This window comes from Loktanella sp. SALINAS62, from assembly GCF_018263905.1.
Lineage (GTDB): Bacteria > Pseudomonadota > Alphaproteobacteria > Rhodobacterales > Rhodobacteraceae > Loktanella.
The window spans coordinates 23,587-47,410 of the sequence record NZ_JAAFZU010000012.1; the positions used below are offsets into that span (position 1 = coordinate 23,587).

Annotated in this window: 27 protein-coding genes; 12 read left to right on the forward strand and 15 right to left on the reverse strand. The window is 62.3% G+C overall.

What is annotated here, in order from left to right; genetic code table 11:
- Positions 1-23: 23 nt before the first annotated feature.
- Both GZH79_RS05615 and GZH79_RS05620 read right to left on the reverse strand, forming a co-directional pair.
- Complete coding sequence (locus tag GZH79_RS05615; protein ID WP_211642803.1) at positions 24-806, reverse strand: ion transporter; 783 nt, start codon at positions 804-806, stop codon at positions 24-26.
- 53 nt (positions 807-859) lie between these two features.
- Positions 860-1,720: an SDR family oxidoreductase gene (locus GZH79_RS05620; protein WP_211642804.1), complete on the reverse strand. Its 861-nt coding sequence runs from the start codon at positions 1,718-1,720 to the stop codon at positions 860-862.
- On the opposite strand from GZH79_RS05620, the gene GZH79_RS05625 reads away from it, so the two are divergent.
- Entirely contained in the window at positions 1,708-3,084 is a 1,377-nt protein-coding gene (locus GZH79_RS05625) for a lytic murein transglycosylase (RefSeq protein ID WP_249219008.1), read from the forward strand. The two genes, GZH79_RS05620 and GZH79_RS05625, sit on opposite strands and share 13 nt — an antisense overlap.
- Here GZH79_RS05625 and GZH79_RS05630 read toward each other — a convergent pair.
- The 4 genes from GZH79_RS05630 to ribA form a co-directional block, all read right to left on the reverse strand.
- A complete protein-coding gene (locus GZH79_RS05630) occupies positions 3,064-3,525 on the reverse strand; it encodes a hypothetical protein (RefSeq protein ID WP_211642805.1) in 462 nt (153 codons plus the stop codon). The genes GZH79_RS05625 and GZH79_RS05630 overlap by 21 nt on opposite strands.
- Positions 3,522-4,004 carry an RNA pyrophosphohydrolase gene (locus GZH79_RS05635; protein ID WP_211642945.1) on the reverse strand — a complete coding sequence of 161 codons (483 nt, stop codon included), beginning with the start codon at positions 4,002-4,004 and terminating at the stop codon, positions 3,522-3,524. The genes GZH79_RS05630 and GZH79_RS05635 overlap by 4 nt, the downstream gene beginning before the upstream one ends.
- A 66-nt stretch (positions 4,005-4,070) precedes the next feature.
- The gene (locus GZH79_RS05640) at positions 4,071-4,565 is read right to left on the reverse strand and encodes a L,D-transpeptidase family protein (RefSeq protein ID WP_211642806.1); all 495 of its coding nucleotides are present in this window, start codon (positions 4,563-4,565) and stop codon (positions 4,071-4,073) included.
- A 10-nt stretch (positions 4,566-4,575) separates the two neighbouring features.
- Complete coding sequence (gene ribA / locus GZH79_RS05645) at positions 4,576-5,646, reverse strand: GTP cyclohydrolase II (RefSeq protein WP_211642807.1); 1,071 nt, start codon at positions 5,644-5,646, stop codon at positions 4,576-4,578.
- Positions 5,647-5,804: 158 nt separating this feature from the next.
- Here ribA and GZH79_RS05650 point away from each other — a divergent pair, with 158 nt between their 5' ends.
- Positions 5,805-6,491 (forward strand): response regulator transcription factor, encoded by a 687-nt coding sequence (locus GZH79_RS05650; RefSeq protein ID WP_211642808.1) that lies wholly within the window; start codon positions 5,805-5,807, stop codon positions 6,489-6,491.
- A gap of 57 nt (positions 6,492-6,548) precedes the next feature.
- On the opposite strand, the gene GZH79_RS05655 is transcribed toward GZH79_RS05650, so the two are convergent.
- From GZH79_RS05655 to GZH79_RS05665, 3 genes are read right to left on the reverse strand one after another with little or no spacing between them, the layout of a single operon-like run.
- Complete coding sequence (locus tag GZH79_RS05655) at positions 6,549-6,722, reverse strand: Trm112 family protein (protein WP_211642809.1); 174 nt, start codon at positions 6,720-6,722, stop codon at positions 6,549-6,551.
- Positions 6,719-7,357, reverse strand: coding sequence for an LON peptidase substrate-binding domain-containing protein (locus tag GZH79_RS05660; RefSeq protein ID WP_211642946.1), 639 nt, complete (start codon positions 7,355-7,357; stop codon positions 6,719-6,721). Before GZH79_RS05660 ends, GZH79_RS05655 begins: the two co-directional genes overlap by 4 nt.
- A gap of 27 nt (positions 7,358-7,384) precedes the next feature.
- Entirely contained in the window at positions 7,385-8,287 is a 903-nt protein-coding gene (locus tag GZH79_RS05665; protein WP_211642810.1) for a co-chaperone YbbN, read from the reverse strand.
- Positions 8,288-8,386: 99 nt separating this feature from the next.
- Here GZH79_RS05665 and GZH79_RS05670 point away from each other — a divergent pair, with 99 nt between their 5' ends.
- The gene (locus GZH79_RS05670; protein WP_211642811.1) at positions 8,387-9,019 is read left to right on the forward strand and encodes a GDSL-type esterase/lipase family protein; all 633 of its coding nucleotides are present in this window, start codon (positions 8,387-8,389) and stop codon (positions 9,017-9,019) included.
- A gap of 73 nt (positions 9,020-9,092) precedes the next feature.
- On the opposite strand, the gene GZH79_RS05675 is transcribed toward GZH79_RS05670, so the two are convergent.
- Entirely contained in the window at positions 9,093-9,881 is a 789-nt protein-coding gene (locus GZH79_RS05675) for an exodeoxyribonuclease III (RefSeq protein ID WP_211642812.1), read from the reverse strand.
- A 10-nt stretch (positions 9,882-9,891) separates the two neighbouring features.
- Positions 9,892-10,887, reverse strand: coding sequence for an asparaginase (locus tag GZH79_RS05680; protein WP_211642813.1), 996 nt, complete (start codon positions 10,885-10,887; stop codon positions 9,892-9,894).
- A 166-nt stretch (positions 10,888-11,053) separates the two neighbouring features.
- On the opposite strand from GZH79_RS05680, the gene GZH79_RS05685 reads away from it, so the two are divergent.
- Both GZH79_RS05685 and rlmN read left to right on the forward strand, forming a co-directional pair.
- Positions 11,054-11,584, forward strand: coding sequence for an invasion associated locus B family protein (locus GZH79_RS05685; RefSeq protein WP_211642814.1), 531 nt, complete (start codon positions 11,054-11,056; stop codon positions 11,582-11,584).
- A 95-nt stretch (positions 11,585-11,679) separates the two neighbouring features.
- Positions 11,680-12,861, forward strand: a complete 1,182-nt coding sequence (gene rlmN, locus GZH79_RS05690; protein WP_211642815.1) for a 23S rRNA (adenine(2503)-C(2))-methyltransferase RlmN — start codon at positions 11,680-11,682, stop codon at positions 12,859-12,861.
- A 219-nt stretch (positions 12,862-13,080) separates the two neighbouring features.
- Here rlmN and GZH79_RS05695 read toward each other — a convergent pair whose 3' ends face one another.
- Positions 13,081-13,926 carry a TIGR00730 family Rossman fold protein gene (locus GZH79_RS05695; protein ID WP_211642816.1) on the reverse strand — a complete coding sequence of 282 codons (846 nt, stop codon included), beginning with the start codon at positions 13,924-13,926 and terminating at the stop codon, positions 13,081-13,083.
- 83 nt (positions 13,927-14,009) lie between these two features.
- Here GZH79_RS05695 and dapD point away from each other — a divergent pair, with 83 nt between their 5' ends.
- From dapD to GZH79_RS05720, 5 genes are all read left to right on the forward strand, one after another.
- Positions 14,010-14,837, forward strand: a complete 828-nt coding sequence (gene dapD / locus GZH79_RS05700) for a 2,3,4,5-tetrahydropyridine-2,6-dicarboxylate N-succinyltransferase (RefSeq protein WP_211642817.1) — start codon at positions 14,010-14,012, stop codon at positions 14,835-14,837.
- Positions 14,837-15,118 carry a hypothetical protein gene (locus tag GZH79_RS05705; protein ID WP_249219009.1) on the forward strand — a complete coding sequence of 94 codons (282 nt, stop codon included), beginning with the start codon at positions 14,837-14,839 and terminating at the stop codon, positions 15,116-15,118. Before dapD ends, GZH79_RS05705 begins: the two co-directional genes overlap by 1 nt.
- Before the next feature lie 65 nt (positions 15,119-15,183).
- Positions 15,184-15,438, forward strand: coding sequence for a GlsB/YeaQ/YmgE family stress response membrane protein (locus GZH79_RS05710; protein WP_249219010.1), 255 nt, complete (start codon positions 15,184-15,186; stop codon positions 15,436-15,438).
- Between the two features lie 71 nt (positions 15,439-15,509).
- Entirely contained in the window at positions 15,510-16,538 is a 1,029-nt protein-coding gene (locus tag GZH79_RS05715) for a sodium:calcium antiporter (RefSeq protein ID WP_211642818.1), read from the forward strand.
- 32 nt (positions 16,539-16,570) lie between these two features.
- On the forward strand, positions 16,571-16,930 hold the full coding sequence (locus GZH79_RS05720; protein WP_211642819.1) for a hypothetical protein: 360 nt from the start codon (positions 16,571-16,573) through the stop codon (positions 16,928-16,930).
- Here GZH79_RS05720 and GZH79_RS05725 read toward each other — a convergent pair.
- Both GZH79_RS05725 and GZH79_RS05730 read right to left on the reverse strand, forming a co-directional pair.
- The gene (locus GZH79_RS05725; protein ID WP_211642820.1) at positions 16,891-17,973 is read right to left on the reverse strand and encodes a Hint domain-containing protein; all 1,083 of its coding nucleotides are present in this window, start codon (positions 17,971-17,973) and stop codon (positions 16,891-16,893) included. The genes GZH79_RS05720 and GZH79_RS05725 overlap by 40 nt on opposite strands.
- On the reverse strand, positions 17,970-19,574 hold the full coding sequence (locus GZH79_RS05730; RefSeq protein WP_211642821.1) for a Hint domain-containing protein: 1,605 nt from the start codon (positions 19,572-19,574) through the stop codon (positions 17,970-17,972). The genes GZH79_RS05725 and GZH79_RS05730 overlap by 4 nt, the downstream gene beginning before the upstream one ends.
- A 276-nt stretch (positions 19,575-19,850) precedes the next feature.
- On the opposite strand from GZH79_RS05730, the gene dapE reads away from it, so the two are divergent.
- Complete coding sequence (gene dapE / locus GZH79_RS05735; RefSeq protein ID WP_211642822.1) at positions 19,851-20,999, forward strand: succinyl-diaminopimelate desuccinylase; 1,149 nt, start codon at positions 19,851-19,853, stop codon at positions 20,997-20,999.
- Between the two features lie 90 nt (positions 21,000-21,089).
- Positions 21,090-23,339, forward strand: a complete 2,250-nt coding sequence (gene rnr / locus GZH79_RS05740; protein ID WP_211642823.1) for a ribonuclease R — start codon at positions 21,090-21,092, stop codon at positions 23,337-23,339.
- On the opposite strand, the gene GZH79_RS05745 is transcribed toward rnr, so the two are convergent.
- Positions 23,336-23,800, reverse strand: a complete 465-nt coding sequence (locus GZH79_RS05745; RefSeq protein WP_211642824.1) for a DUF1810 family protein — start codon at positions 23,798-23,800, stop codon at positions 23,336-23,338. The two genes, rnr and GZH79_RS05745, sit on opposite strands and share 4 nt — an antisense overlap.
- Between the last annotated feature and the right edge of the window lie 24 nt (positions 23,801-23,824).

Here is a 23,824-nt window from a genome sequence, read left to right on the forward strand (position 1 = left end):
CATCTTGGCTGCCGTCAGGATCATCAGGGCGGCGGTGTTCGTTCGTTCAATCGCTTTTCGATCGCGTCCAGTTTCGCCATCACGTCATCACGATAGGCATCGGTGGCGGCGCCCGCTTCCTGATGGTGCGCGTCCTGCATCGAATTGACGATCAGACCGACCAACAGGTTGACCACGGCAAAGGTGGTCACAAGGATGAACGGCACAAAGAACATCCAGGCGTAGGGATAGACCTCCATCACGGGGCGGACGATGCCCATTGACCAGCTTTCCAGCGTCATGATCTGGAACAGCGAATACAGCGACAGCCCCAGATTGCCGAACCATTCGGGGAACGACGCCGCAAACAATTTCGTCGCCATGACCGCGCCGATATAAAATACGATCCCCATCAGCAGGAATACCGACGCCATGCCGGGCAGGGCGGTCACCAACCCTTCGACCACGCGGCGCAGGGACGGCGCCACGGATATGACGCGCAGCGCGCGCAGGACGCGCAATGCGCGCAGCACCGACAGACCCTGCGACGCGGGGATCAGCGCGATGCCGACGATCACGAAATCAAAGATGTTCCAGCCGTTGCGCCAGAAATCCTTGCCGCGCACGAACAGCTTGGTCCCCAGCTCGACGACGAAAATCGTCAGACACAACTGGTCCAGAAACAGGATCAATGGCCCGGCCTCCGCCATGATCGTGGCGGATGTTTCCAGTCCCAGCAGCACCGCGTTGAATATGATCACGCCCAGAATGATGTTCTGGACCAATCTGCGATCAAGCTGACGGCCAAGGGTGCTGCGCAGGGACATATCATCGGACCTTTGGATGGTTTGCGCCGATATGATCGGCCCGCTGTTCGGTTTCAAGCGCCGCTTTGCTGCGCCAGCAACGCTTTCAACCCCGACCGGTAATCGGGAAACAGCAATTCAACGCCCAGCTCGTCCTTGATCTTGTCGTTCCGGACCTTTTTGCTTTCGGCATAGAAACTGCGGGCCATCGGGGACATGTCGGCATCTTCAAATGCGACGGCCTCTGGCACAGGCAGGCCCAGCAGTTCGGCGGCATAGGCGATCACATCCTGCGGCGGGGCCGGATCGTCGTCGCAGACGTTGTAGGCGGCACCGGGATTGGGCCGCGCGATCGACGCTTCCAGCACGCGGGCAATATCCGCGACATGGGTGCGGCTGAACACCTGACCGTCCTTGATGATCCGGCGCGCGGTGCCGTTCCGCACCTTGGAAAACGGACCGCGACCGGGGCCATAGATCCCGGCAAGGCGAAAGATATGCAGCGGCAGGCCGGGGATCGCGCGCCATGCCGCTTCCGCCTCTACCCGTGCCTGTCCGCGTTTGGTGGCGGGGGTCAGGGCGGCGTCCTCGTCCACCCAATCGCCGGCATGATCGCCATAGACGCCGGTTGTGGACAGATAACCGACCCATGCGAACTGGTCTGCACGGGCGGCAATCTGGTCGTGCCACACGGCCAGCACCGGGTCGCCGTCGTCGTCGGGGGCTGCGGAAATCAACAGATGTGTCGCCGCATCCAATGCCTGCGTCATGTCGGCACCGGGCCAGATCTGCGGTTCCACGCCACGCGCCATGAACGCCGCGGCCTTGTCGTCGCTCCGGGTGGTGCCGATGATGCGCCAGTCGCGGGGCAGCAGCAGTCGTTCCAGTGCCTGCGCGGAATATCCATGTCCAAAGGAAAGCAATGTCTGTGTCATGGCAGGACCATTACCCTGTGCGCGGGCTGGTGCAAGACCCCGGCGGTATCTTGCCGCAACGCCCCCTTTTGCTTGCTGAAATCCGCCGCTGTCGTAAGGTGCGGCTGACCCCAATCCGGACCTGTTTTGCCATGCGCGCCTTTCTGATTATTGCCCTGTGCCTTGCCACTGCCGCCTGTGGTGCGCCTCAATCGACGGACAGGCCCGTCGCCCGACCGGACCGTGCCGAAAACGTGCCGGTGCCGAATGCCGGACTGAATGCCTGGGTGGCCGGCTTCCGCCCGCGCGCGCTGTCACAAGGCATTTCTGCCACGACATTTGACCGGGCGTTTGCGCAGGCAGGCTATCTGCCCGACAGCATCCGCCGCGACCGCAATCAGGCCGAATTCGTCAAACCGCTGGCGGACTACATGTCCACCGCCGCATCTGATGACCGCATTGCCGAAGGCCGCGCGCAACTGTCCGCACAAAGCGGCCTGTTGGACCGGATCGAACAGCAATACGGCGTCGACCGCCATGTCGTGCTGGCCGTCTGGGGCATGGAAAGCAATTTCGGCAAACGCCGGGGCGACGTGCCGCTGATTTCCACACTTGCGACGCTGGCCTATGACGGACGGCGCGGCCGCTTTTTCGAAGAACAACTGGTCGCCGCATTGCGTATCTTGCAAAACGGTGACGTGACGCCCGACCGGATGACCGGCAGCTGGGCCGGTGCGATGGGGCATACCCAGTTCATCCCGACCAGCTATCAGGCCTATGCGGTCGATATTACCGGCGACGGGCGACGCGATATCTGGGCGGATGATCCGTCCGACGCGCTGGCGTCCACTGCCGCCTATCTGTCGCGCTTCGGCTGGACCCGTGGCCAGCCTTGGGGGGTCGAAGTACAACTGCCGCGCGGGTTCGATTACAGCCAGTCGTCGCGCAGCGTGAAACAATCCACTGGCGCATGGGCCGCACGCGGCGTCGTGGGTGTCGATGGTCGCCCCGTGCCCGATTATGGCACAGCCAGCCTGATCACACCGACCGGCGCAGGTGGCCCTGCGTTTCTGGTGTTCCGCAACTTTGACGTCATCAGCCGTTACAACAACGCCGAAGCCTACATCATCGGCGTCGGCTATCTGGGCGACCGGATCAAGGGGCTCGGCCCCCTGCGCACCCCCTTTGTCGCCGGAGAGCGTAACCTGACCCGTGCCGAACGGGTCGAATTGCAGCAACGGCTGACCGCCGCCGGTTTCGATACCAATGGCATCGACGGCACCATCGGGTCCGGCACCCGTGGCGCGATCCAGCGCTATCAGGCCAGCCTGGGTCTGCCGCCCGACGGGTTTGCGTCTGTCGGACTACTCGACCGGCTGCGGTGAACAGGGGGTGTCGGTCAGGCATTGGGTCAACTGATCCCGCAATGCCTGATCCGGTGCGCCAAAGACCCAGCCGCCGCAGGCGTCCAGCGTGATCGTCGGCATGTCGGCGCCGACATCGACAAAAGCCATGACATCGGCGTCGGTCGGCACCGACCCGCACCACGGTCCGGCGCAGGTCACGTCCAGCCAGATCGCTTCGGCAAAGGGCACGTTGAACCCGGTCATGCCCAGCCCGACGCCTGCGAACGTACCGCGCAAACTCACGGGTTTCGTGATCGGATCGGGGGCGGGGTGATCCAGCGTGATCTGCCCGGTCAACAGCAGATAGGGCGTGTCGCTGGCATTGGCGCGATCAAACGTCGCCAGCGGATCGGGCTGGATACAGGACAATGCATTGGCCTGCGTGGCTGTCAGCGCCGCCACAACGGCGGCCCATTTCACAGTTTGCCACCCAATTCCGCCAGAACCTGTTCGTAAACCGCGCGCTTGAACGGCACGATATTGGCGACAAGCTGTTCCTTTGGCATCCATTTCCATGCGGAAAATTCCGGGTGTTCTGTTGCGATGTCGATATCCGTATCCTTGCCATGGAAACGGAACAGGAACCATTTTTGTTCCTGACCGCGGTATTTCCCGCCCCAGGCCTTGCCCACCAGATCATGCGGCAGATCATAGCGGATCAGCCCGGCGGTTTCGCCTTCGACGGTGACCAGTCGGTCGCTGACCCCGGTTTCTTCCCACAGCTCGCGCAGCGCAGCGTCGCGGCAGGTTTCGCCCCGGTCCACCCCGCCCTGCGGCATCTGCCAGGCATCGGTGTCACGGTCCAGACGGCTGCCGACCCAGACGTGCCCCCGGGTGTTCGCCAGCATGACCCCGACGCAGGGGCGGTAGGGCAGGTCGCTGATTTGCGCTTCGGTCATGAAGTGGCCTTGAGGTTTCATCGCATGTCCTTTCGTTTGGCAAATTAATGCCGTGAAGGTCCAGCGTTAAGCGATAACAAGCCGGTTGAAATGCTTTAACCTTGCCGCAATCCAGCGCAGATGATCGCGCCGAAACGCGACACAGCCCGCAGTTGGACGGCCCGGCCCCCGCCATTGGTGCAGGAAAATGGCAGACCCGGCGCCGGCCGCCGCATCGGGCCAGTTCCAGTCGGTCACAAGGATCAGGTCATACATCGGGTCGGCGCGGCGTAGGGATTCGTGGGAAAAGCGGTGTGGCGCGCGGACAAGGCGGTTGTAATCGGGATCGTCCGAATCGTCCGACCACAGATCACCGTGCCGGATCGGACGTGCCCAATGGACCGGGCGCGCCATGCGGTCGGGCCGATACAGCATGTCCACAATCCGGTGAATGCCGCGCGGCGTGGCGCCATCGCCTTCGGCCTTTGCCGTGGTCAGCCCGCCCCGCCCAATGGTGCAGGCAAAGCGGCGGCCCTGAAACCGGACATTTGTTGGTGTCAGCACAAGGTCGTCGGGCGTCATGCCGGGGCTGTCACAGCAGATGGCCGGATTTGGCAACCTTGGTCGCCAGATAGGCGTGGTTATGCACGTTTTCCCCGACCCGCAGCGGCACCCGTTCGGTCACGTCGATACCGGAATCGCGCATCCGCGCGATTTTGGCCGGGTTGTTAGTCAGCAGGCGCACCGCACTGAACCCCAGTTGCGACAGGATGGCCGCGCCGATGCGAAAATCCCGTTCGTCGTCGTGGAACCCCAGCCTGTGGTTTGCCTCGACCGTGTCGAATCCCTGATCCTGCAGGGCATAGGCCCGCATCTTGTTCGCCAGACCGATCCCGCGTCCCTCTTGATTCAAATACAATAGCACGCCTGCACCTTCGGCGCCCATCTGCGCCAGCGCACCGCGCAACTGCGGGCCGCAGTCGCATTTCAGGCTGTCCAGCAGGTCACCGGTGAAACAGGCCGAATGCAGCCGGGCCAGTACCGGTGCGTCGCGGTTGGGGTTGCCGATTTCAACGGCGTAATGTTCCTCTGCCCCGTCGTCGGGGCGAAAGACGTGCAGTCGCCCGGCGTCGGACACGGCCATGGGCAGGCGTGCGCCCGTGACCCGCGACAGTGTCGCCACCGCAGGGGTCATCGCATCGTCCGCGTTCACCACCGTCAGCCCATGCTGCACTGCAAACCCGGCGGCATCGTCCAGCGGCGCGATCACGGCGGCAGGCAACAGTCGTGCCGATTTGCACAATGCAACCGCCGCACGCGCCAGCACGGCGGACCCGTCACGCAACCCACGCAGCGGACCTTTCATCGGGTGGCGCAGATCATCCGCCGGGTCGGCCAGCGCCCGGACCCAGTCGCCGCCGGCATCGGCGGGCAGCGCGATCCGCGCGACATCGCCGTCATAGGCCGCAACCTTTAGCGTTTTGGCGCGCCAGTCTGTCAGCGCCACCGCCGGGTACAGGTCGCGCACAGCCTGCAATCTGTCCAGCGTCAGCGTTTCGGCAGCCAGCATCAACCCCGCGCCATCCACGATGACCGGCACGCCCATGCGCAAATCCGCGCGCGCGCGCGCCAGACGTTCCGTGCTATCCGGTGCCAGCGACATGCGGCCATCCCCCTTGTTGGATGCCCCGATTTAAGCCGCCGCGCGCCGGATTGAAACAAAATCAATCTAAATCACACGTCCGTGTGAACATTTTGCAGTATTGGTTGTTGTTTCCCTGTCTGGACACACCTGATGTTCAGACAAAACCGGAGTTAGTGATGGCACAGTTGAAGAAAATTCTTCTTGTTGACGATGACGATGACCTGCGCGAAGCGCTGGGCGAACAACTGCTGATGACCGAAGATTTCGATGTCTTCGAAGCAGACGATGGCGCAACCGCCATGACCAAGGTCAAGGAACAGCTGTACGATCTGGTCATTCTGGATGTCGGCCTGCCTGATACCGACGGCCGCGAATTGTGCCGCCTGATGCGCAAGCAGGGCGTGAAATGCCCTATCGTGATGTTGACAGCGCAGGACAGTGATTCCGATACGATTTACGGCCTAGACGCGGGTGCGAACGATTACGTCAGTAAACCGTTCAAGTTTCCTGTCCTATTGGCCCGTCTGCGCAGCCAGTTGCGGACACACGAACAATCCGAAGACGCGGTATTCCAGCTTGGGCCATATTCCTTCCGGCCCGCACAAAAGATGCTGGTGACCGAAGACGACCGCAAGGTGCGTCTGACGGAAAAGGAAACCAACATCCTGAAATTCCTGTATCGTGCGTCCGATGGCGTCGTGCCCCGCGATGTGCTCCTGCACGAGGTCTGGGGCTACAACGCCGGTGTGACGACACACACGCTGGAAACCCATATCTACCGCCTGCGTCAGAAAATCGAACTCGACCCCGGCAATGCGCGGTTGCTGGTGACGGAACAGGGCGGCTATCGTCTGTCCCACTGACCAAACGCCAAAGGCCCATCGCAAGGATGGGCCTTTTTGCTGTCTGCATCCGAAATATCAGTCCAGTTTGCGGGCTTCGTCCACAAGCATCACGGGGATACCGTCGCGGATGGGAAACGCCAAACCCGCGCGCTTGCTGATCAATTCCTGCGCATCGGCATCATAGCTTAGCCCGGTCTGGGTCTGGGGGCAGACCAACGCTTCCAGCATCCGGGGGTCAAAAGACGTCATTGCATCATGTCCTCGCTGCCGCCCCGCAGGGCATATTCGATCAATGTGACAAGCGTTTCGCGCCGCGTCGACAGCGAAGGCGCTTCCAGCAGCGCCTGTTTGTCCTCTGGCGGAAACGGGCAAAGCATCGACAGCGAATTGATCAGCAATTCATCTTCTGCATCGCCCAACTGGTCCCAGTCGGTTTTCAGCCCCTGATCGTCGAAATAGCGGCCCAGCATGTCCATGAACACATCGCGGTCAAAGTCGTGATCGCGTTCCACCGGTCCCAGATCTCGTTCAAACCCGTCCCATTTCACATCGCAGCGGCGATAGGGCTGGAACCCCTCCACCTCTCGCGTGACGCGGAACCGCGATATGCCGGACAGGGTGATCATGTACCGCCCGTCTTCTGTTTCGTTGAACGCGTTCAGACGTCCTGCGCAGCCGATACTGTGCAGGCGGCTTTGCTTGCCCGGCGTGTCATAGGGCTGGACCATGCCGATCAGCCGCAGCGGCGATTTCATCGCGTCCTCGACCATCGCCAGATAGCGTGGTTCAAAGATGTGCAGCGGCATCCGTCCCCGGGGCAGCAAAAGCGCACCGGGCAGCGGAAAGATCGGGATCGTCTCGGGTAGGTCAGAGGATGAGATCATGAGCAAGCATCTAGCCTGTTGCCAGACTTAAGCAAATATCATTGACGACAGTTTGCGTCGGCCTGTCAGTGCGGCGGGATCCTTTGGGTCAAGTGCTTCGAATAGCTTGAACAAATGCGCCTTTGCGGCCTCGTCGTTCCACGCGCGGTCGCGCCGGAACGATTCCAGCAGATGATCGACAGCTTCTTGTGTTTGCCCCTTGGCCGACAGCGCCGTCGCCAGATCCAGCCGCGCCTGATGGTCGTCGGGATCGGCTTCGATGCGGGCGCGCAGATCGTCGATCGGTCCGGTGTTCTGGGCATCGCGCAACAGGCTGATCCGTGCGGCGGCGGCTTCCAGTGCGGGATCGTGGCTGATCTCGGCGGGGGCGCCATTCAGGATGGCTTCGGCCTGATCCAGATCGTCCAGCGCCAGATGGGCGTTCACCAACCCGGCATAGGCGGGCGCGGATTGCGGGTCTTCCTGCAGGATCGCGGCGAATGTTTCGGCGGCATCGGCGGTGGCACCTTCGTCCAGCATCGCCTGTGCGGCTTCAATCGCGCCGGCCAGTCCGTCGTCTTCGGGCTCTCCGCCCATGTCGGCGATCTTGTTGACAAAGGTTTCCACTTCGGACGGCGGCAGCGCGCCCTGAAACCCGTCGACCGGCTGTCCTTGCCAGAAAGCATAGACCGTCGGGATCGACTGCACCCGCAACTGACCCGCGATCTGTTGGTTGGCATCCACATCGACCTTGACCAGCTTGACCCGCCCGCCTGCCTTGTTGACGGCGGCCTCGATGGCCGGGCCCAGCGTCTTGCACGGCCCGCACCACGGTGCCCAGAAATCAACGATGACCGGCGTTTTCATCGAAGCGTCAACAACATCGGCCATAAAGGTCGCGTCAGTGCTGTCGGTGATGTGCTGTTCGGGCGTGGGGGTCAGATCCATCATGCCGCATCTCCTTTTAAAATGTTCATGCCGTATATGTGTGTCGCAACCCGCGGGGGCAACCCAGTTGACGCGCTCCTAGCCCACACATAGCGTGCCGCCATGACCCGTAGCATCCTGACATTTGGCGACAGCAATACCCATGGCACCCCGCCGATCGTCACGCGCGGCACTTACGCACGGTTTGACGACGGCACCCGCTGGACCACGCGGGCCGCCCGCGCGCTGGACTGCACCTTGATCGAAGAAGGCCTGCCGGGCCGCATCGCCCGCGCCGACACCGACCCTGAAATGGGGGCGCATATGAACGGCCATCTGGGCCTGCACATCGCACTTCAAAGCCACGGCCCGATCGACACCCTGACGCTGATGCTGGGCACCAACGACTGCAAGGCACACTTTGGCCAAACGCCCGAAGGCATCGCCGCCGGTGTCGCGGGGCTGCTGGCCATCGCCTGCGGTGACGCCGCACAGACCCGCCACGGCGGCTTTGACATCCTGCTGATCTGCCCGCCCCCGGTGGTCGAAACAGGCCCGATCAAACAGGTCTTTTACGGCGGTGCTGCCCGGTCCAAAGGGCTTGCGCCGCTGTATTGTGACCTTGCCGCAAACTGGGGCGCGCAGTTCCTGAATGCGGGCGACCACATCACCGTCAGCACGCAGGACGGCGTTCACTACGACGCAGCGGCCCACGCCACGCTGGCCGATATCGTCGTGGCCGCGCTGCGGGCCTGACTTCTTCTTGCCAAAAATATCCCGGGGTTTGGGGCGGCGCCCCAATCCGCATTTTCGTGAAAATGCGGCCGCCCTACAGATCGAATGTCGCGAAAACCGGCGCGTGATCGCTGGGCTGTTCCCAGCCGCGCACGGCGCGCAGGATGCGGCTGGAATGTGCCGCACCGGAAATGTCGGGTGTCGCCCAGACATGATCCAGCCGGCGGCCCTTGTCGGCGGCGTCCCAGTCCGGCGACCGATAGGACCACCAGCTATACAGGTTCCCCATCGGCATATCCTGCCGGGTGATATCGACCCATGCGCCCGCGTCCTGCACCTGCGCCAGATGCTCCACCTCGATGGGTGTGTGGCTGACGACGCGCAGCAGCTTCTTGTGGTCCCAGACATCGTCTTCACGCGGGGCAATGTTCAGATCCCCCACAAGGATCGCGCGTTCCGGACGGTCCGCGTGAAAGGCATCGCGCATATCGGTCAGGTAATCCAGTTTCTGGCCGAACTTGTCGTTGATCGCGCGGTCCGGCTTGTCGCCGCCTGCGGGCACATAGAAATTGTGGATCGTCACACCGTTGTCCAGCCGCCCCGCGATGTGCCGCGCATGGCCCAGGCCCGCATGGTCTGCCGCGCCGACCTCTGTGATCGGCAGCTTGGACAGGATGGCGACACCGTTGTATCCCTTTTGCCCGCGCCCGATGCGGTGCACGAAACCCAGCGCTTCGAATTGTTCGGTTGGGATCTTGTCCATCGGCGATTTGCATTCCTGCAGACACAGCACGTCGGGGGCTTCATCGCGCAGCAGCCGCGCGACCAGTCCTTCGCGCAGACGGACAGAGTTGATGTTCCATGTGGCAAGCGTGAACGTCATGGCGTGATCCTTACAGCAGCTTTGCGGTTGGGCGGATATGGCCGCACAGCGTGCCGCGCCAGTTGCGGATGTCCGGCGCCATACGGGCGCGGGTGGCGGGGTGATCGGCGTCCAGCACGCCCAGTTTTACCAAAATCGCGGCAATTGCTGATTCAGCGGCGCGGGTGCTGCCGTCCACGATCTTCAGCGCGACGCCCAGCTTCTTTTCGGGAATGATGGCGATGAACACCGCCTCTGCCCCGGTCTTGATCGCAACGCGTCCGTCCATCGCGCGCATCAGGTCGGTGCAGGCGCGGGTTTCCCCCGCCACCAGCGCGGGGTGCATTGCCATCGCCTGCGTCAGCCGGACCATCGCCTGCGACCGTGTGTCGCTGCGGTCACCTGCGCTGGCGAATGCCGCCATCGCCCGCGCCAGACCGTGCACACTGGTTGCGAAATTCGGCGCCGAACAGCCGTCGATGCCATAGCCCGGCGATGTTTCTTCCGTCACCTCCTCGAACGCCTGCTTGCAGGCCTGCTGCACGGGATGATCGACCAGTTCGTAATCGGCCCCGCCGCCGATATGGCGGTTCAGCGTCAGGAACCCTGTGTGTTTGCCCGAACAATTGTTGTGGATCTGGCAGGGCCGGGCATGCGCGCGGATGATTTCGTCGCGTGCGGGCAGATCGGCGGGCCATTGCGGGCCGCAGCGGAAATCGTCATCACGCAGCCCCAGCGTATCCAGCCAGACCCGCACCCGGTCCGTGTGGATATGCGCGCCCTGATGACTGGCACAGGACAGCGCCAGATGCTCTGGCGTCAGACCGTGCGCATCCGCCGCACCGCTTTCGATCAGCGGCAGCGCCTGAATCATCTTGCACGACGACCGGGGAAAGATCACAGCACCGGGATCGCCCCATGCGTGGACGATCTGGCCGGTATCATCGCACACCACGGCATGTCCGGCGTGCTGCGATTCCAGCAGATCACCACGGATGACATCGACAAGGGGGGCTGGTGCGGGCATGTGTTCCTCTGACCCACGTCATTGTGCGTGGAATTGGCTTTCAAATCTGGGCGGTTTTTTGCTAGGGCTATGGCTACCCGGTTGAAGATCGCGCCGCCAGACGAAAAGGTCGCCAAGACCGCTGCGGCACACAATAACAGGCAAGGGCAGCTTGGAGGCCTAAGACATGAAGAAATTGACGACCCTCGGCACGACACTGGCGCTGACCTGCGCGCTCGCCGTTCCGGCCGCAGCACAGCAGACCACCGACAATCTTGTGGCCGCCAACACGGACTGGAGCACGTTCGAGGCTGAAAGCCCGCGTGAATGTATCAGCGTGTCGGCGCCCACGACCAGCACATTGACAGACGGCAACGGCAACCCGACGACGGGCAACCGTGGCGACATCTACCTGATGGTGTTCTACCGTCCCGGTGCCAATGTGCAGGGGCAGGTGACGTTCACGGGCGGTTATCCGTTTGCATCCGGGTCCACCGTCGAAATGGTCGTTGGCGGCAGCACGTTCCAGTTGTTCACCGAAGGTGAATGGGCTTGGCCCGCCACCCCAGAAGATGACGCACAGGTCGTCGCGGCGATGAAGCGCGGCACCGATGCCGTGCTGCGTGCGCGGTCCGGTCGTGGCAACATCACCACAGATACCTTTTCGCTTCTGGGCTTTACCGCCGGGGTCGAAGAAGCCGAAAACCGCTGCTCCTGATTTTGGCAGCAAACAATCTGGGGCCCGGTTTTCCATTGGAAACCGGGCCTTTTTGCTTATATGGGGCGTGCTTCACGCCTTGAGGGGTAATTGACATGACCGCGACCGCACCGATCACACAGGACGTTCACACCATCCCGCGCAAGCTGGCCGATGGCCCGGTCAACCTTGTCGGTCTGACCCGCGATGCCATGCGCGATGCGCTGATCGGCGCCGGCACCCCTGAAAAGCAGGCCAAGATGCGGGTCAACCAGATCTGGCAGTGGATTTATCACTGGGGCGTGCGCGATTTTGCCGAAATGACCAACCTGTCAAAAGACTTTCGCGCCCTGCTGGCAGAAAAATTCGTCATCAGCCTGCCAGAGGTCGTGACCCGTCAGGTGTCCACGGATGGCACCCGCAAATACCTTGTCCGCATTGCAGGCGGCCACGAGGTCGAGGTCGTCTATATCCCCGAAACCGACCGTGGCACGCTGTGCGTGTCGTCACAGGTCGGCTGTACGCTGACCTGTTCGTTCTGCCATACCGGCACACAGAAACTGGTCCGCAACCTGACGGCGGGTGAAATTGTGGGGCAGGTCATGCTGGCCCGCGACGATCTGGACGAATGGCACACCCCCGGTCAGGGCACGGGCGATAACGGCCCGCGTCTGGTATCCAACATCGTGCTGATGGGCATGGGTGAACCGCTCTATAACTTTGAAAACGTCCGTGACGCGATGAAAATTGCGATGGATGGCGAAGGTCTGGCCCTGTCGCGCCGCCGCATCACCCTGTCGACCAGCGGCGTGGTGCCCGAAATCGCGCGGACTGCGCAGGAAATCGGCTGCCAACTGGCCGTCAGCTTTCACGCGACCACTGATGACGTGCGCGACAGACTGGTGCCGATCAACAAGCGCTGGAATATCGCGGCACTGCTGGATGTGCTGCGCGAATACCCCAAGGTCAGCAACAGCGAACGGATCACATTCGAATACGTGATGCTGGACGGTGTGAACGACAGCGACGACGACGCACGCCGCCTGATCAAACTGATCGACGGCATTCCGGCCAAGATCAACCTGATCCCGTTCAACGAATGGCCCGGCGCGCCCTACAAACGGTCGTCCAACAACCGGATCAAGGCTTTTGCCGACATCATCTATAAGGCCGGTTATGCCAGCCCGATCCGCAAACCCCGTGGCGAAGACATCATGGCCGCCTGCGGTCAGCTGAAATCCGAAACCGAACGCGCCCGCAAATCCCGCAAACAGATCGAAGCGGAAACGGGCCTTTAACCGATCCGGCATATCCGTGAACAAAAGATTGCCCGATATCGACATGCGGGTCTGCGGAATGGATTTTTTGGACAAGAAGACGGGGTTCGGTCACCGTTTCTTTGCTAAGGTAAAGAAATCATTGGTGTTTAACATAATTTGTTTCGCGTGCGAAACATCAACGATTCAAGATATATCGCGCGCACAAACGGTATTTCTGCCGATCATGCGCGCGTGACCCTACCGCCCCGGAATGGTGTCGCGCACTTCGCCCGCGCCGTCCCATGTGTCGATCGCGTCCAGCGCTTCTTCGGCGGTGTCGACGAAACGGAACAGGTCCAGATCGGCGGGTGAAATCGTGCCGGCGTCGGCCAGCGCATCCCAATTAATGATCTTTTCCCAGAAACTGCGTCCGAACAGCAGGAACGGCACCTTTTGCATGCGGCCCGTCTGGATCAGGGTCAGCGCCTCGAACATTTCGTCCAGCGTGCCGAAACCGCCGGGGAACACGGTGATGACCGATGCGCGCATCAGAAAATGCATCTTGCGCGTGGCAAAGTAGTGGAAATTGAAACACAGGCCGGGCGTGACATAGATGTTTGGGGCCTGTTCGTGCGGCAGCACGATGTTCAGCCCGATGGACTTGCCGCCCGCGTCCGCAGCACCGCGGTTGCCTGCTTCCATCACGCCGGGGCCGCCGCCGGTGGCGATGACGTTTTCGGTCCCGCCATTCGCCAGTGACCGTTCCGTCATCAGCCGGGCGAACGTCCGCGCCTCGTCGTAGAACGCGGTCAGGTCGGCCAAGGTCTGCGTGCGTGCCGTCGCCTTGTCGGCAGGGGCGGGGATGCGTGCGCCGCCGAACATCACGACGGTCGACGTGACCCCCGCTTCGTTCATCAGCAATTCCGGCTTCATCAATTCCAGTTGCCAGCGGACCGGGCGCAATTCTTCGCGGCACAGAAAATCATCATCGGCGAACGCCAGTTTATACGATGGCGCACGGGTCTGCGGTGTGTCGGGCACCTGTCGCGCCGTGGCACGGTCGGTGCCGGAATCCCGTAGCGATTTTCGGTGGTCGTCTTTCATGGATTGTCCTTGTGATTGCGCGGCACGGCGTCCGTGGTCTATAGCCCGGACCTAACCGCCAAACCAGCCAAGAGGTCCTTACGATGTCCAACGCCCAGCTTGAAACCGCGATCGAATCCGCTTGGGACAATCGTGATGCCATCACGCCTGCGACCACAGGCGAAACCCGCGATGCGATCGAAGCCACGCTGAACGCGCTGGACAGCGGCAAGCTGCGGGTCGCTGAACGCCGCGACAACGGCGACTGGCATGTGAACCAATGGGCGAAAAAGGCGGTTCTGTTGTCGTTCCGTCTGAACGACATGGAACCGATCGCGGGTGGACCCGGCGGGGCGACATGGTGGGACAAGGTGCCGTCCAAATTCGACGGCTGGGATGCCGACCAGTGGCGCACGGCGGGGTTCCGCGCGGTGCCCGGCAGCATCGTGCGGCGGTCGGCCTTTATCGGCAAGGGCGTGGTGTTGATGCCGTCCTTCGTCAATCTGGGTGCCTATGTTGACGAAGGCACGATGGTCGACGGCTGGGCCACGGTGGGCAGTTGCGCGCAGATCGGCAAGAACGTCCACCTGTCCGGCGGCGTCGGCATCGGCGGCGTGCTGGAACCGATGCAGGCGGGTCCGACCATCATCGAAGATAATTGTTTCATCGGTGCCCGGTCCGAAGTCGTCGAAGGCTGCATCGTGCGCGAAGGGTCCGTGCTGGGCATGGGTGTGTTCATCGGCAAATCGACAAAAATCGTGGACCGTGAAACCGGCGAATTCACCTATGGCGAAGTGCCGCCCTATTCCGTGGTCGTGGCTGGATCGATGCCCAGCAAGAACGGGGTTAACCTGTATTGCGCCGTGATCGTGAAACGGGTGGACGAACAAACCCGGTCCAAGACCGCCATCAACGACCTTTTGCGCGCCTGATGATCCTGTCGCGGGCGCTGGGCAAACGGCGGATCGCGGCAGGCACGCGTCCGGGCTGGATCGCGGCCTGGGGTCCGGTGGTGCTGGATGCGCTGGCGCTGGCGGTCGTGTTGGCTGTTGTCCTCGCTTGGGTCAGTCCTGTTTTGCTGGCGGGTCCGGTCTGGATCGCCGTGATTGCCCTGTTCGGCATTGTTTTCGTGCCGGTTCAGGTGGTTTTGATCCTGTCTGCACTGTGGGCCGCGAAATCCCGCGGACAAATCGAAACAGAGCGGGAACCGTAGCCCATGTCACGCGTTTGTGTCATTGAAGGGCAGTATGTGCCTAGCAATAAATTAAAGGAATCGACATGGGCTGGCTTGCAGCAATCATCGTCGGCGGCATCGCAGGATGGCTCGCCGAACAATTCATGAAATCCAACATGGGTCTTCTGGCCAACATCGCGCTGGGTATTATCGGCGCCGTTGTCTTCAACTTTATCTTTGGGACACTCTTGGGTCTTTATGCGGCTGGCGCCAGCTTCAGCCTTGGATATCTGTTCGTCGGCTTTGTCGGCGCATGTATCCTGATCTGGATCGCCCGCATGGTGCGCGGTCGCACCTGACCCCCGCTACCGTCTGAATCCACAATGCGGCGCGCGTTTATTCGTGCGCCGTTTTTGTTGAAAGCGTACCGATGATTGCAAACCTGTCACTGCCGTTATTGATTGCCGTCTTTGTGCTGGCGGCGGCTGTTGTCGTCGTGTCTTCGGTCAAGGCCACCGGTCTTGCCGACATGCTTGCGGATCGCACCCGCATCGGAGAGGCGCTGGCAGGCGGCATTATCCTGGGGGCGGCCACGTCACTGGCTGGCATCGTGGTGTCGGTTGATGCAGCACTTGGCGGTGATGCCAGTTACGCCTTTTCCAATTCAGTCGGCGGGATCGCGGCACAGACGCTGTTTCTGGCGATTGCCGATCTGGTCCACCGCAAGGCCAATCTGGAACATGCGGCTGCCGAACCGGCGAACCTGTTTCAGGCGGTCATGTTGATGATGCTGCTGTCTATTCCGCTGTGTGCCATCGCCGGGCCGGACATGGCCTATTTGGGGGTGCATCCCGCATCTGTCGTCATGTTTCTGGCCTATCTTGGTGGGTTAAAGCTGACGCAACGGGTGTCCGAAAACCCCATGTGGCGGCCTGTCCAGACGACTGACACCCGCACCGACGAACCCGAAGACGATGACGAAAAACACCGGTCCCCAGTCAAGCCCGGCGTGATTTTCGTCGGGCTGGTCGTGCTGATGGGATTGGGCGGTTGGGTGATTGCGCAGGTGGGGGCCGTGCTGATCGACAGGTTCGGTCTGGCGTCTTCGCTGGTCGGTGCGGTGATTACGGCGGTTGTCACGTCGCTGCCCGAACTGGTCACGACCCTGACGGCGGTGCGGCGCGGTGCGCTGCAACTGGCCGTGGGCGGCATCATCGGCGGCAACACATTTGACACGCTGTTTCTGGTCGCGTCTGACGTCAGCTACCGCGAAGGGTCGATCTTTCATGCGGTCTCGGGGACGGATCTGTATTGGCTGGCGACGGGTCTTTTGATGACATCGGTCTTGCTGGGCGGGCTGATCCTGCGCCAGCGTCAGGGACCGGGCCGGATCGGCATCGAAAGCGTTTTGCTGATCGTGATCTATATCGCGGCACTGGGCGTGCAGTTCACCGCTTGACAGGGAACCTGCGCCGCGCGATGCGAACGGGCATGACAAAACGCACGCAACAGATTTTCACCCTGCTGGTCGAAGTCGGCCGAAGCGCCGACGACGGCCTGCCCAAAGGGGCAACCGGTGCCGCGCTGATGTGCTATGCCTCTGGCGTGGACGAAGCGGAAGCGGTGCGCGAAACGGTCGCCATTCTGAAACAGGCCGATTTGTCACCGCTGGACGTGTCGGGTTATGGCACCCTGGAAGAACGGCTTGCCGAAGGTCACGACATCCCGGACGAGGAACGCGCCCTGATGCAGCGTGCACTGGACGAAAACAGTGTGATCGTGGCGCAGATGACGCCGTTTTTCGACGACGATCAGGCCGCCAACGATTCACACAGCGACCGCACTTCGTAGTTCTGCAGGCGCAGCGGCGCGGGTCCGGTATCGGTTGGCAACAGTTCTGATGGGACATCACGCAGCACGGACAACCGCCGCAGGACAGGGTCCGTCAGCAGCCTGCGCGCGTCCAGCGATTCGCACGGCAGATTGTGCACCTGCATCGGCACCGGGCGATCCAGCAGCACTTGCCAATAGGTTTCCACGATCTGGCCGGGGCGCAGGCGGGGCACCAGACCTTCCAGCAGATCACCGGCACGCGCGACGACCGTGCGCGTGTCGAACAGATAATCCACAGCAGAGTTGCGGAACCGTACCTGTTGGCAGGCGGCGCAGTCGATGTCGCGCACAGCCCCGTAAAACGGCGCCTTCAGCCGCAGGGGACGGAACCGCGCACGGGCGGGCAGGGTCACGGACCCAACCCAGCGCACCTGCGCCATGTCACCGTCAGAGGTCAGAACCAGATCGCCCGTTCGCAGCGCATCGACGCTGCGCGGGCCGGACTGTGTCGTGACGGTTGTTCCGCCGTCCAGTGACGGCAACGGACCGATGGGTGTCCGGTCATTGGCAATCGCAGCAAAGCGCACACCGGGCGACAGGTAACAGCGTTTGCGATCCATGATCATGCGGCGTGCGTCGTTCACCGTGGGCGGCAGCGGTGCGTGATGTGTCGCGTAATGCAGCGCGCCCGTGTCCGGCAGTTCCGCCGACAGCGTAGCCTGCCGTGCGGGAGCGTCCCATGCAAAGACGATCGTGACTGACGCCGCGCGTTCGCGCAGCCCGGTTTCCAGGCGAAAGCAACGCGTTGCATCACCCAACCGTTGCCGCACGATCACCACCCCATCGGGGTCAAGCGACACCGAAAGCGCCGCCCGCCACGGGTTCTGTGCGGCATAGGACAGCAACGTCTGTTCTGTCAGGCTGGGCAGGATCGCGCAGTCGATCATCACACTGCCGCGCGGCAGCAGATCGTCAAGCCGTGCCGGACCATCGCCAAAGCCTGCGAATCCACCCGTGTCGAACAGGGCGGTGCGGGCTTCGCGCAGACCGATCCAGCTCAAAGGTTTGCCTCTGACAGCACACGCGCTTCGAAATGGCGCAGGGTGCGGCGCGCGGCAGGCCCGTAGCCCTGACCAGAGGTCCAGTTGATCTGCGGAAACAACGTCGTGATTTCGTCCAGCGCGTCGCGGGCAAAGGCCTTTTTCATCTGTGGCCCCGGTAGAAAGCTTTCGGTTGGCAGGCCTTCGGCCCAGATGACCTGATGCCGGTCGAACATCAGATGGACATAGGTGACAGACCCGCCGGGACAGGGACGTATCGTGCTGTCATTGACCAGATCCTTGGCCGCGACCAGCACCTCGTCCTCTCCGAACAGCAGCGATGACAGCGCATCGCGCAGCAAGACCCGGTGTTGGGGTGACAGCAAAAGCGATCCGTGCTGTCCCAACGCGTTGCGCGCAAATGAAATGGGCGCAAGACAGCCTTGGGCTGCCACGGTTCGGGTCCCGATCCAGCGCAGCGGCTGCGCGCCGTCGTCCAGCGTATCAACCAGATCACCGGGCACCAGTGTTTCGACCGGCATATCGCCAAGCGGCGTCTGGATCAGCGTACCTGCGACGAAACAGGGGACCGTATCGACAGTGACAAAGCCGACGTCGGACCCGAGTGTCGCACCAGAGGACGACGTGCTGACCGTATCATAGGTAAAGCTGATTTTTTCTTCGTCACTGGTGGTGACGATGTCGATGGTCCCGTCGGCCAGCAGTGTGATCTGGTGGCCCGACGGCAGGGTCACCGTATCGCCGGGGCTGACCGCAATGCCGTTGATGTGTGAAATCGACAGGGTGCCGCCCGTGGCATTCATGTCGTTTGCCAGCAGATCGACATTCGCGGTGCTGCCGGCGGCCGTGGTCACATCGTCCTGAATGGCGATCACGGTGGTCTGGATACTGTTGCCCGCGATCAGCAGCGTGGAATCAAAGCTGCTGTCAGATGCGTCTGCGATACCCAGTTTCAGCGTGTTGATCTGACCCGGATTGACCGGAATCGTCAGGGTCATGGTGACGGTAAGGCCATCCATTTCCGTGTTGAACTGATCGCCCGTGTTGTCCTTGTAAAGGTTGATGTTTTCGGTGTCGTTGATTTCGACGACGGATGCGGCGCTTTGCGTGACGGACAGCGGGATATGCACGCCGTTCGACCAGACGCCGACCACGTCGTTATAGATGGACGACGCGTATTCCGGATATTCCTCTGATGCGAAGACAAACTTGATTGACATCACGTTGCCGGTCGGGATGAAATCGACCGTGAGGAACGACGCATCATAGGTCCGCACGTCCGAGATCGCCTCGAAGTCGCTGTTGAAATTCTGGCCCCCCGTATCAGTCGAGGTATTCGACCGCTGGTTGGGATCGCCCCACCAGTTTCCAAAACCCGACCGGTTGGTAAAATCGGATACCCGGCCCGTTGACAGGATCACACCGGTATCGCCCGGGGTGACGCCCGGCGTGGTGTTGTCGCCGCCTGAATAGGTGGCCGATGAATAGCCGGACCCCGAATAGTTTGCCCCGACGACGGTGACGCCGTCGCCAAAAATCGTCTGCGCCATCTGCGACGCCGACGCATTCTGGTTCATCGAAAGTTCCGATGCCGTTGCCATGTCAAATCCCTTGCGCCCGTAGCCCAAGGTCAGCGCAAACGCTTTGCAGGGACGTTGCCCTGCGATCAGCTATATGTTGTGGTGCCTGATCGCACTCACACCCACTTTGGGGTTTGCCCTGCCTCGGGTCTGTTTATGATGCTGAAGATGCACGATAATTCAGAACATGTCATTTGTTAACTTATCAGGTGACACCCCCCGTGTCGGTTTGGTCACAATGTTTGCATCCCGCCCTGCGCCGCGCTACCGCTAGCGTATCCAGCCAAAGGTGCCCCGATGTCCGACCCCGTTGATCCCGTTGACCTGACCGCCCGACTGGTGCGCTGTGCATCGGTCACCCCTGCCGAAGGTGGCGCGCTGGTGCTGCTGGCCGACCTGCTGACCGATGCCGGTTTCGATTGCACCCGCGTGGATCGCGGCGGTGTCGCCAATCTGTATGCCCGTTGGGGGCACAAGGGCGCGAACCGCAGTTTCGGCTTCAACGGCCACACCGATGTGGTGCCGATCGGAAACCCTGACGACTGGACCGTCGATCCCTTTGGTGCCGATATCCGTGACGGGTTCCTGTGGGGGCGCGGCGCGACGGACATGAAATCCGGTGTGGCGGCCTTTGCCGCTGCCGCCTGCGATTTCGTACGCGATACGCCGCCCGATGGGGCGGTGATTCTGGCCATCACCGGGGACGAAGAAGGCGACGCGCAGGATGGCACAACGGCCCTGCTGGACTGGATGGCCGCCCATGGCGAAGCGATGACCGATTGTCTGGTCGGTGAACCCACCAGCCCCAACCACATGGGCGAGGCGATGAAGATCGGACGCCGCGGATCGATGACGGCATGGTTCACCTTTACCGGACAGCAAGGGCATTCAGCCTACCCGCACCGTGCGAAAAACCCGCTGCCCGCGATGGCACGCCTGATGGACCGGCTGGCGTTGGCATCGCTGGACGACGGCACCGACCATTTCGACGCCTCGACACTGGCGGTGGTGACGATGGACACCGGCAATCCCGCGACCAACGTCATTCCCGCATCCTGCCGCGCGACGGTGAACATCCGGTTCAACGACAGCCATACGGGGACGGCGCTGACCGACTGGTTGCAGGCGCATCTGGACGCGGTGGCGCAGGATACCGGGATCGCGATCGCCATGACGGTCAAGATCAGTGGCGAAAGCTTTCTGACGCCGCCCGGCCCGCTGTCCGACCTGATCGGGCGCGCGGTGCAGGCGGAACTGGGCCGCACGCCGGAACTGTCCACGTCGGGTGGCACGTCGGATGCCCGTTTCGTCAAGGATCACTGCCCGGTCGTGGAATTCGGCCTTGTCGGGAAAACGATGCATCAGGTCGACGAAAAGGTGCCCGTTCAGGACATCCACACGCTCAAGGCGATCTATGGCCGCATTCTGCGCGACTACTTCGCCTAGGTCTTCTTCTTGCCAAAAATATCCCGGGGTCCGGGGCAGCGCCCCGGTCCTGCATTTGCAACCAGCGCGCCGCCGCACTAGATGCTGGTCATGAACAAACTTCCATCCAAACGTGACGTTCTCGCCTTTCTGGCGGACAACCCGACGCAGACCGCGAAACGCGACATCGCGCGCGCCTTCGGGATCAAGGGGGCCGCACGTATCGACCTCAAGGCGCTCCTGCGCGAGATGGAGGCCGAAGGTGCGCTGACCAAGCGGCGGTCCAGCTACCGCGAACCGGGCAAACTGCCCCCCGTCAGCGTGGTCGAAGTGACGGGCGCGGACGCCGATGGTGATTTGCTGGCCCGCCCGCTGGAATGGACCGAAGACACCGACCCGCCCGTAATCCTGCTGGCCTTGCGCGCCGCCGACCCCGCGTTGGGGCCGGGGGATCGGCTGCTGGCGCGGCTGACGGCGACTCCCGGGGCGGACCATCCCTATCAGGGGCGGATGATCCGCCGCATCGGGACCAATCCGCAGCGTATTCTGGGCGTCTTTCGCGCGGCTTCCGAAGGTGGCCGCGTGATGCCCGTCGACAAGGGGTCGGACAAACAATGGGTGATCGCCGCAGGTGCCACCAACGGCGCGCGTGACGGAGAGCTGGTCGAAGCAGAACAGACCGGACCCAAGGGGCGCATGGGTCTGCCCAAGGCGCGCGTGCTGCACCGTCTGGGTGATCCGACAAGCGCGCGGGCAGTCAGCCTGATCGCGATCCATCAGCACGGCATTCCCGACCATTTCCCGGATGAGGTCGTCGCACAGGCCGATGCGGCCAAACCTGCCCCGCTGGGCGACCGCACCGATCTGCGGGACATGCCGCTGATCACCATCGACCCCGCCGATGCCCGTGACCGCGATGATGCCGTGCTGGTGCAGCCAAAGGGCGATGGCTTCGTCATCTGGGTCGCCATCGCGGATGTGGCGCATTACGTGACCCCCGGCAGCGCGCTGGACATCGAGGCGCGCAAGCGTGGCAATTCCACCTATTTCCCTGATCGTGTGGTGCCGATGCTGCCCGATACGCTGTCGGGCGATCTGTGTTCACTGCACGAACAGGTGGACCGGGCCTGTCTGGCGGTTGAAATGCACATTGACGCCGACGGGACCAAAACCAGCCACCAGTTCCACCGCGCCATGATGCGGTCGGTGGCGTCACTGTCATATGAACAGGCACAGGCGGCCATGGACGGCAGCCCCGACGATGCGACAGCCCCGCTGCTGGACGACGTGATCCGCCCGCTTTACGCCGCCTATGGCGCGCTGAAACAGGCGCGCGTGGCACGCCAGCCGCTGGATCTGGACCTGCCCGAACGCCGGATTGAACTGGATGACGACGGCAAGGTCACGGCCGTCAATTTCAAGGACCGGCTGGACGCGCACCGCCTGATCGAAGAATTCATGGTGCTGGCAAACGTCTGCGCCGCCGAAACCCTGATCGCCAAGAAAACCCCGCTGCTGTTCCGCGTTCACGAAGAACCCAGCCCCGAAAAGCTGGACGCCCTGCGCGAAGTCGCGGACAGCGCCGGGTTGTCGCTTGCCAAGGGGCAGGTGCTGAAAACGGCGAACCTGAACCGGCTGCTTGCCGCTGCCGCAAAGACCGACAGCGCAGAGCTGATCAATCTGGCGACGCTGCGGTCGATGACGCAGGCCTATTACCATCCCGAAAACTTTGGCCACTTTGGTCTGGCGCTGCGGGCCTATGCGCATTTCACATCACCGATCCGGCGGTATTCCGACCTGATCGTGCATCGCGCGCTGATCGCGGCGCATGGCTGGGGCAACTACGGGTTGTCGCCTTGGGACATCGAACATCTGGACGCCACGGCCAAAGCGATTTCCGACACGGAACGCCGGTCCATGACGGCGGAACGCGACACGACGGACCGGTATCTGGCGGCGTTCCTGTCTGAACACGTCGGCACGGAAATTACGGGCCGCATTGCAGGAATTGCAAGGTTTGGAATCTTCGTCAAGCTGGACGGCACGGGCGCCGATGCGATGGTGCCGATGCGGAACCTGGGGGCGGAATACTATCATCATGACGCGGAAACGCAGACCCTGATGGGGTCCGACAGCGGCACGGTCATCGCTTTGGGTCAGCGCGCCACGGTCAAACTGATCGAAGCGACACCGACGACAGGCGGGTTGATCGCGGAACTGATCGATCTGGATGGTGCGACCCTGCCGCGGGGGCCGTCGCGCGGGCGTGGCAAACCCGCCAAGCGGCGCGTCGGTCCGGCCAAGAAAAAGGCCGCCAAGACCGCGCAAAAGGTATCGCGCACGCGCAAGGCGAAACGCTAGAACGGATCGGGCGGCGGCTGTTGCAGCAGGCGCTGCGTTTTCGTGCAGCGCTGTCCGGCGAAGACCTGATCCAGCACCTTGGCGAACAGTGGCTGATGCGGCACGGCGGCTTCGAACAGGGTGGCGCTTGCCCGTATCTTGTAGGCGCAGGTGTCGCCCAAAAGCGTCGCCGCATCCTGATCGTGGTCCATCACCAGCCGAAAACAGGTATCCAGCCGGTCGCCCAGAATATGGTGGGTGACATAGTCGCGCGCCTCTGCGCAGTCGCGCAGGGAATAGAACATCGCCATCGGTGCGTCGTCGATCCCGGTCAGCACCGGAAAGACGAACCAGCACCAGTCGGTCTGTGACTGACCGGTCCGCAGGTCCGCCAGCACGCTGTCCCAGACCGTGTCTTGGGCATCGGTAAAATGGTCCAGTTCGTCTTCGTCGTCGAAATCGTCGAACGCATCGTCTGCCATCTTCAATCCCATCGCTGCCGTTTG

Coding starts and splice junctions, on each gene's coding strand:
- GZH79_RS05615 (WP_211642803.1), bottom strand. CDS start 806: ATGTCCCTGCGCAGCACCCTTGGCCGTCAGCTTGATCGCAGATTGGTC.
- GZH79_RS05625 (WP_249219008.1), top strand. CDS start 1,708: ATGTCTGTGTCATGGCAGGACCATTACCCTGTGCGCGGGCTGGTGCAA.
- GZH79_RS05620 (WP_211642804.1), bottom strand. CDS start 1,720: ATGACACAGACATTGCTTTCCTTTGGACATGGATATTCCGCGCAGGCA.
- GZH79_RS05635 (WP_211642945.1), bottom strand. CDS start 4,004: ATGACCGAAGCGCAAATCAGCGACCTGCCCTACCGCCCCTGCGTCGGG.
- GZH79_RS05640 (WP_211642806.1), bottom strand. CDS start 4,565: ATGACGCCCGACGACCTTGTGCTGACACCAACAAATGTCCGGTTTCAG.
- ribA (WP_211642807.1), bottom strand. CDS start 5,646: ATGTCGCTGGCACCGGATAGCACGGAACGTCTGGCGCGCGCGCGCGCG.
- GZH79_RS05650 (WP_211642808.1), top strand. CDS start 5,805: ATGGCACAGTTGAAGAAAATTCTTCTTGTTGACGATGACGATGACCTG.
- GZH79_RS05655 (WP_211642809.1), bottom strand. CDS start 6,722: ATGACGTCTTTTGACCCCCGGATGCTGGAAGCGTTGGTCTGCCCCCAG.
- GZH79_RS05660 (WP_211642946.1), bottom strand. CDS start 7,357: ATGATCTCATCCTCTGACCTACCCGAGACGATCCCGATCTTTCCGCTG.
- GZH79_RS05665 (WP_211642810.1), bottom strand. CDS start 8,287: ATGATGGATCTGACCCCCACGCCCGAACAGCACATCACCGACAGCACT.
- GZH79_RS05670 (WP_211642811.1), top strand. CDS start 8,387: ATGACCCGTAGCATCCTGACATTTGGCGACAGCAATACCCATGGCACC.
- GZH79_RS05675 (WP_211642812.1), bottom strand. CDS start 9,881: ATGACGTTCACGCTTGCCACATGGAACATCAACTCTGTCCGTCTGCGC.
- GZH79_RS05680 (WP_211642813.1), bottom strand. CDS start 10,887: ATGCCCGCACCAGCCCCCCTTGTCGATGTCATCCGTGGTGATCTGCTG.
- GZH79_RS05685 (WP_211642814.1), top strand. CDS start 11,054: ATGAAGAAATTGACGACCCTCGGCACGACACTGGCGCTGACCTGCGCG.
- rlmN (WP_211642815.1), top strand. CDS start 11,680: ATGACCGCGACCGCACCGATCACACAGGACGTTCACACCATCCCGCGC.
- GZH79_RS05695 (WP_211642816.1), bottom strand. CDS start 13,926: ATGAAAGACGACCACCGAAAATCGCTACGGGATTCCGGCACCGACCGT.
- dapD (WP_211642817.1), top strand. CDS start 14,010: ATGTCCAACGCCCAGCTTGAAACCGCGATCGAATCCGCTTGGGACAAT.
- GZH79_RS05705 (WP_249219009.1), top strand. CDS start 14,837: ATGATCCTGTCGCGGGCGCTGGGCAAACGGCGGATCGCGGCAGGCACG.
- GZH79_RS05710 (WP_249219010.1), top strand. CDS start 15,184: ATGGGCTGGCTTGCAGCAATCATCGTCGGCGGCATCGCAGGATGGCTC.
- GZH79_RS05715 (WP_211642818.1), top strand. CDS start 15,510: ATGATTGCAAACCTGTCACTGCCGTTATTGATTGCCGTCTTTGTGCTG.
- GZH79_RS05720 (WP_211642819.1), top strand. CDS start 16,571: ATGACAAAACGCACGCAACAGATTTTCACCCTGCTGGTCGAAGTCGGC.
- GZH79_RS05730 (WP_211642821.1), bottom strand. CDS start 19,574: ATGGCAACGGCATCGGAACTTTCGATGAACCAGAATGCGTCGGCGTCG.
- dapE (WP_211642822.1), top strand. CDS start 19,851: ATGTCCGACCCCGTTGATCCCGTTGACCTGACCGCCCGACTGGTGCGC.
- rnr (WP_211642823.1), top strand. CDS start 21,090: ATGAACAAACTTCCATCCAAACGTGACGTTCTCGCCTTTCTGGCGGAC.
- GZH79_RS05745 (WP_211642824.1), bottom strand. CDS start 23,800: ATGGCAGACGATGCGTTCGACGATTTCGACGACGAAGACGAACTGGAC.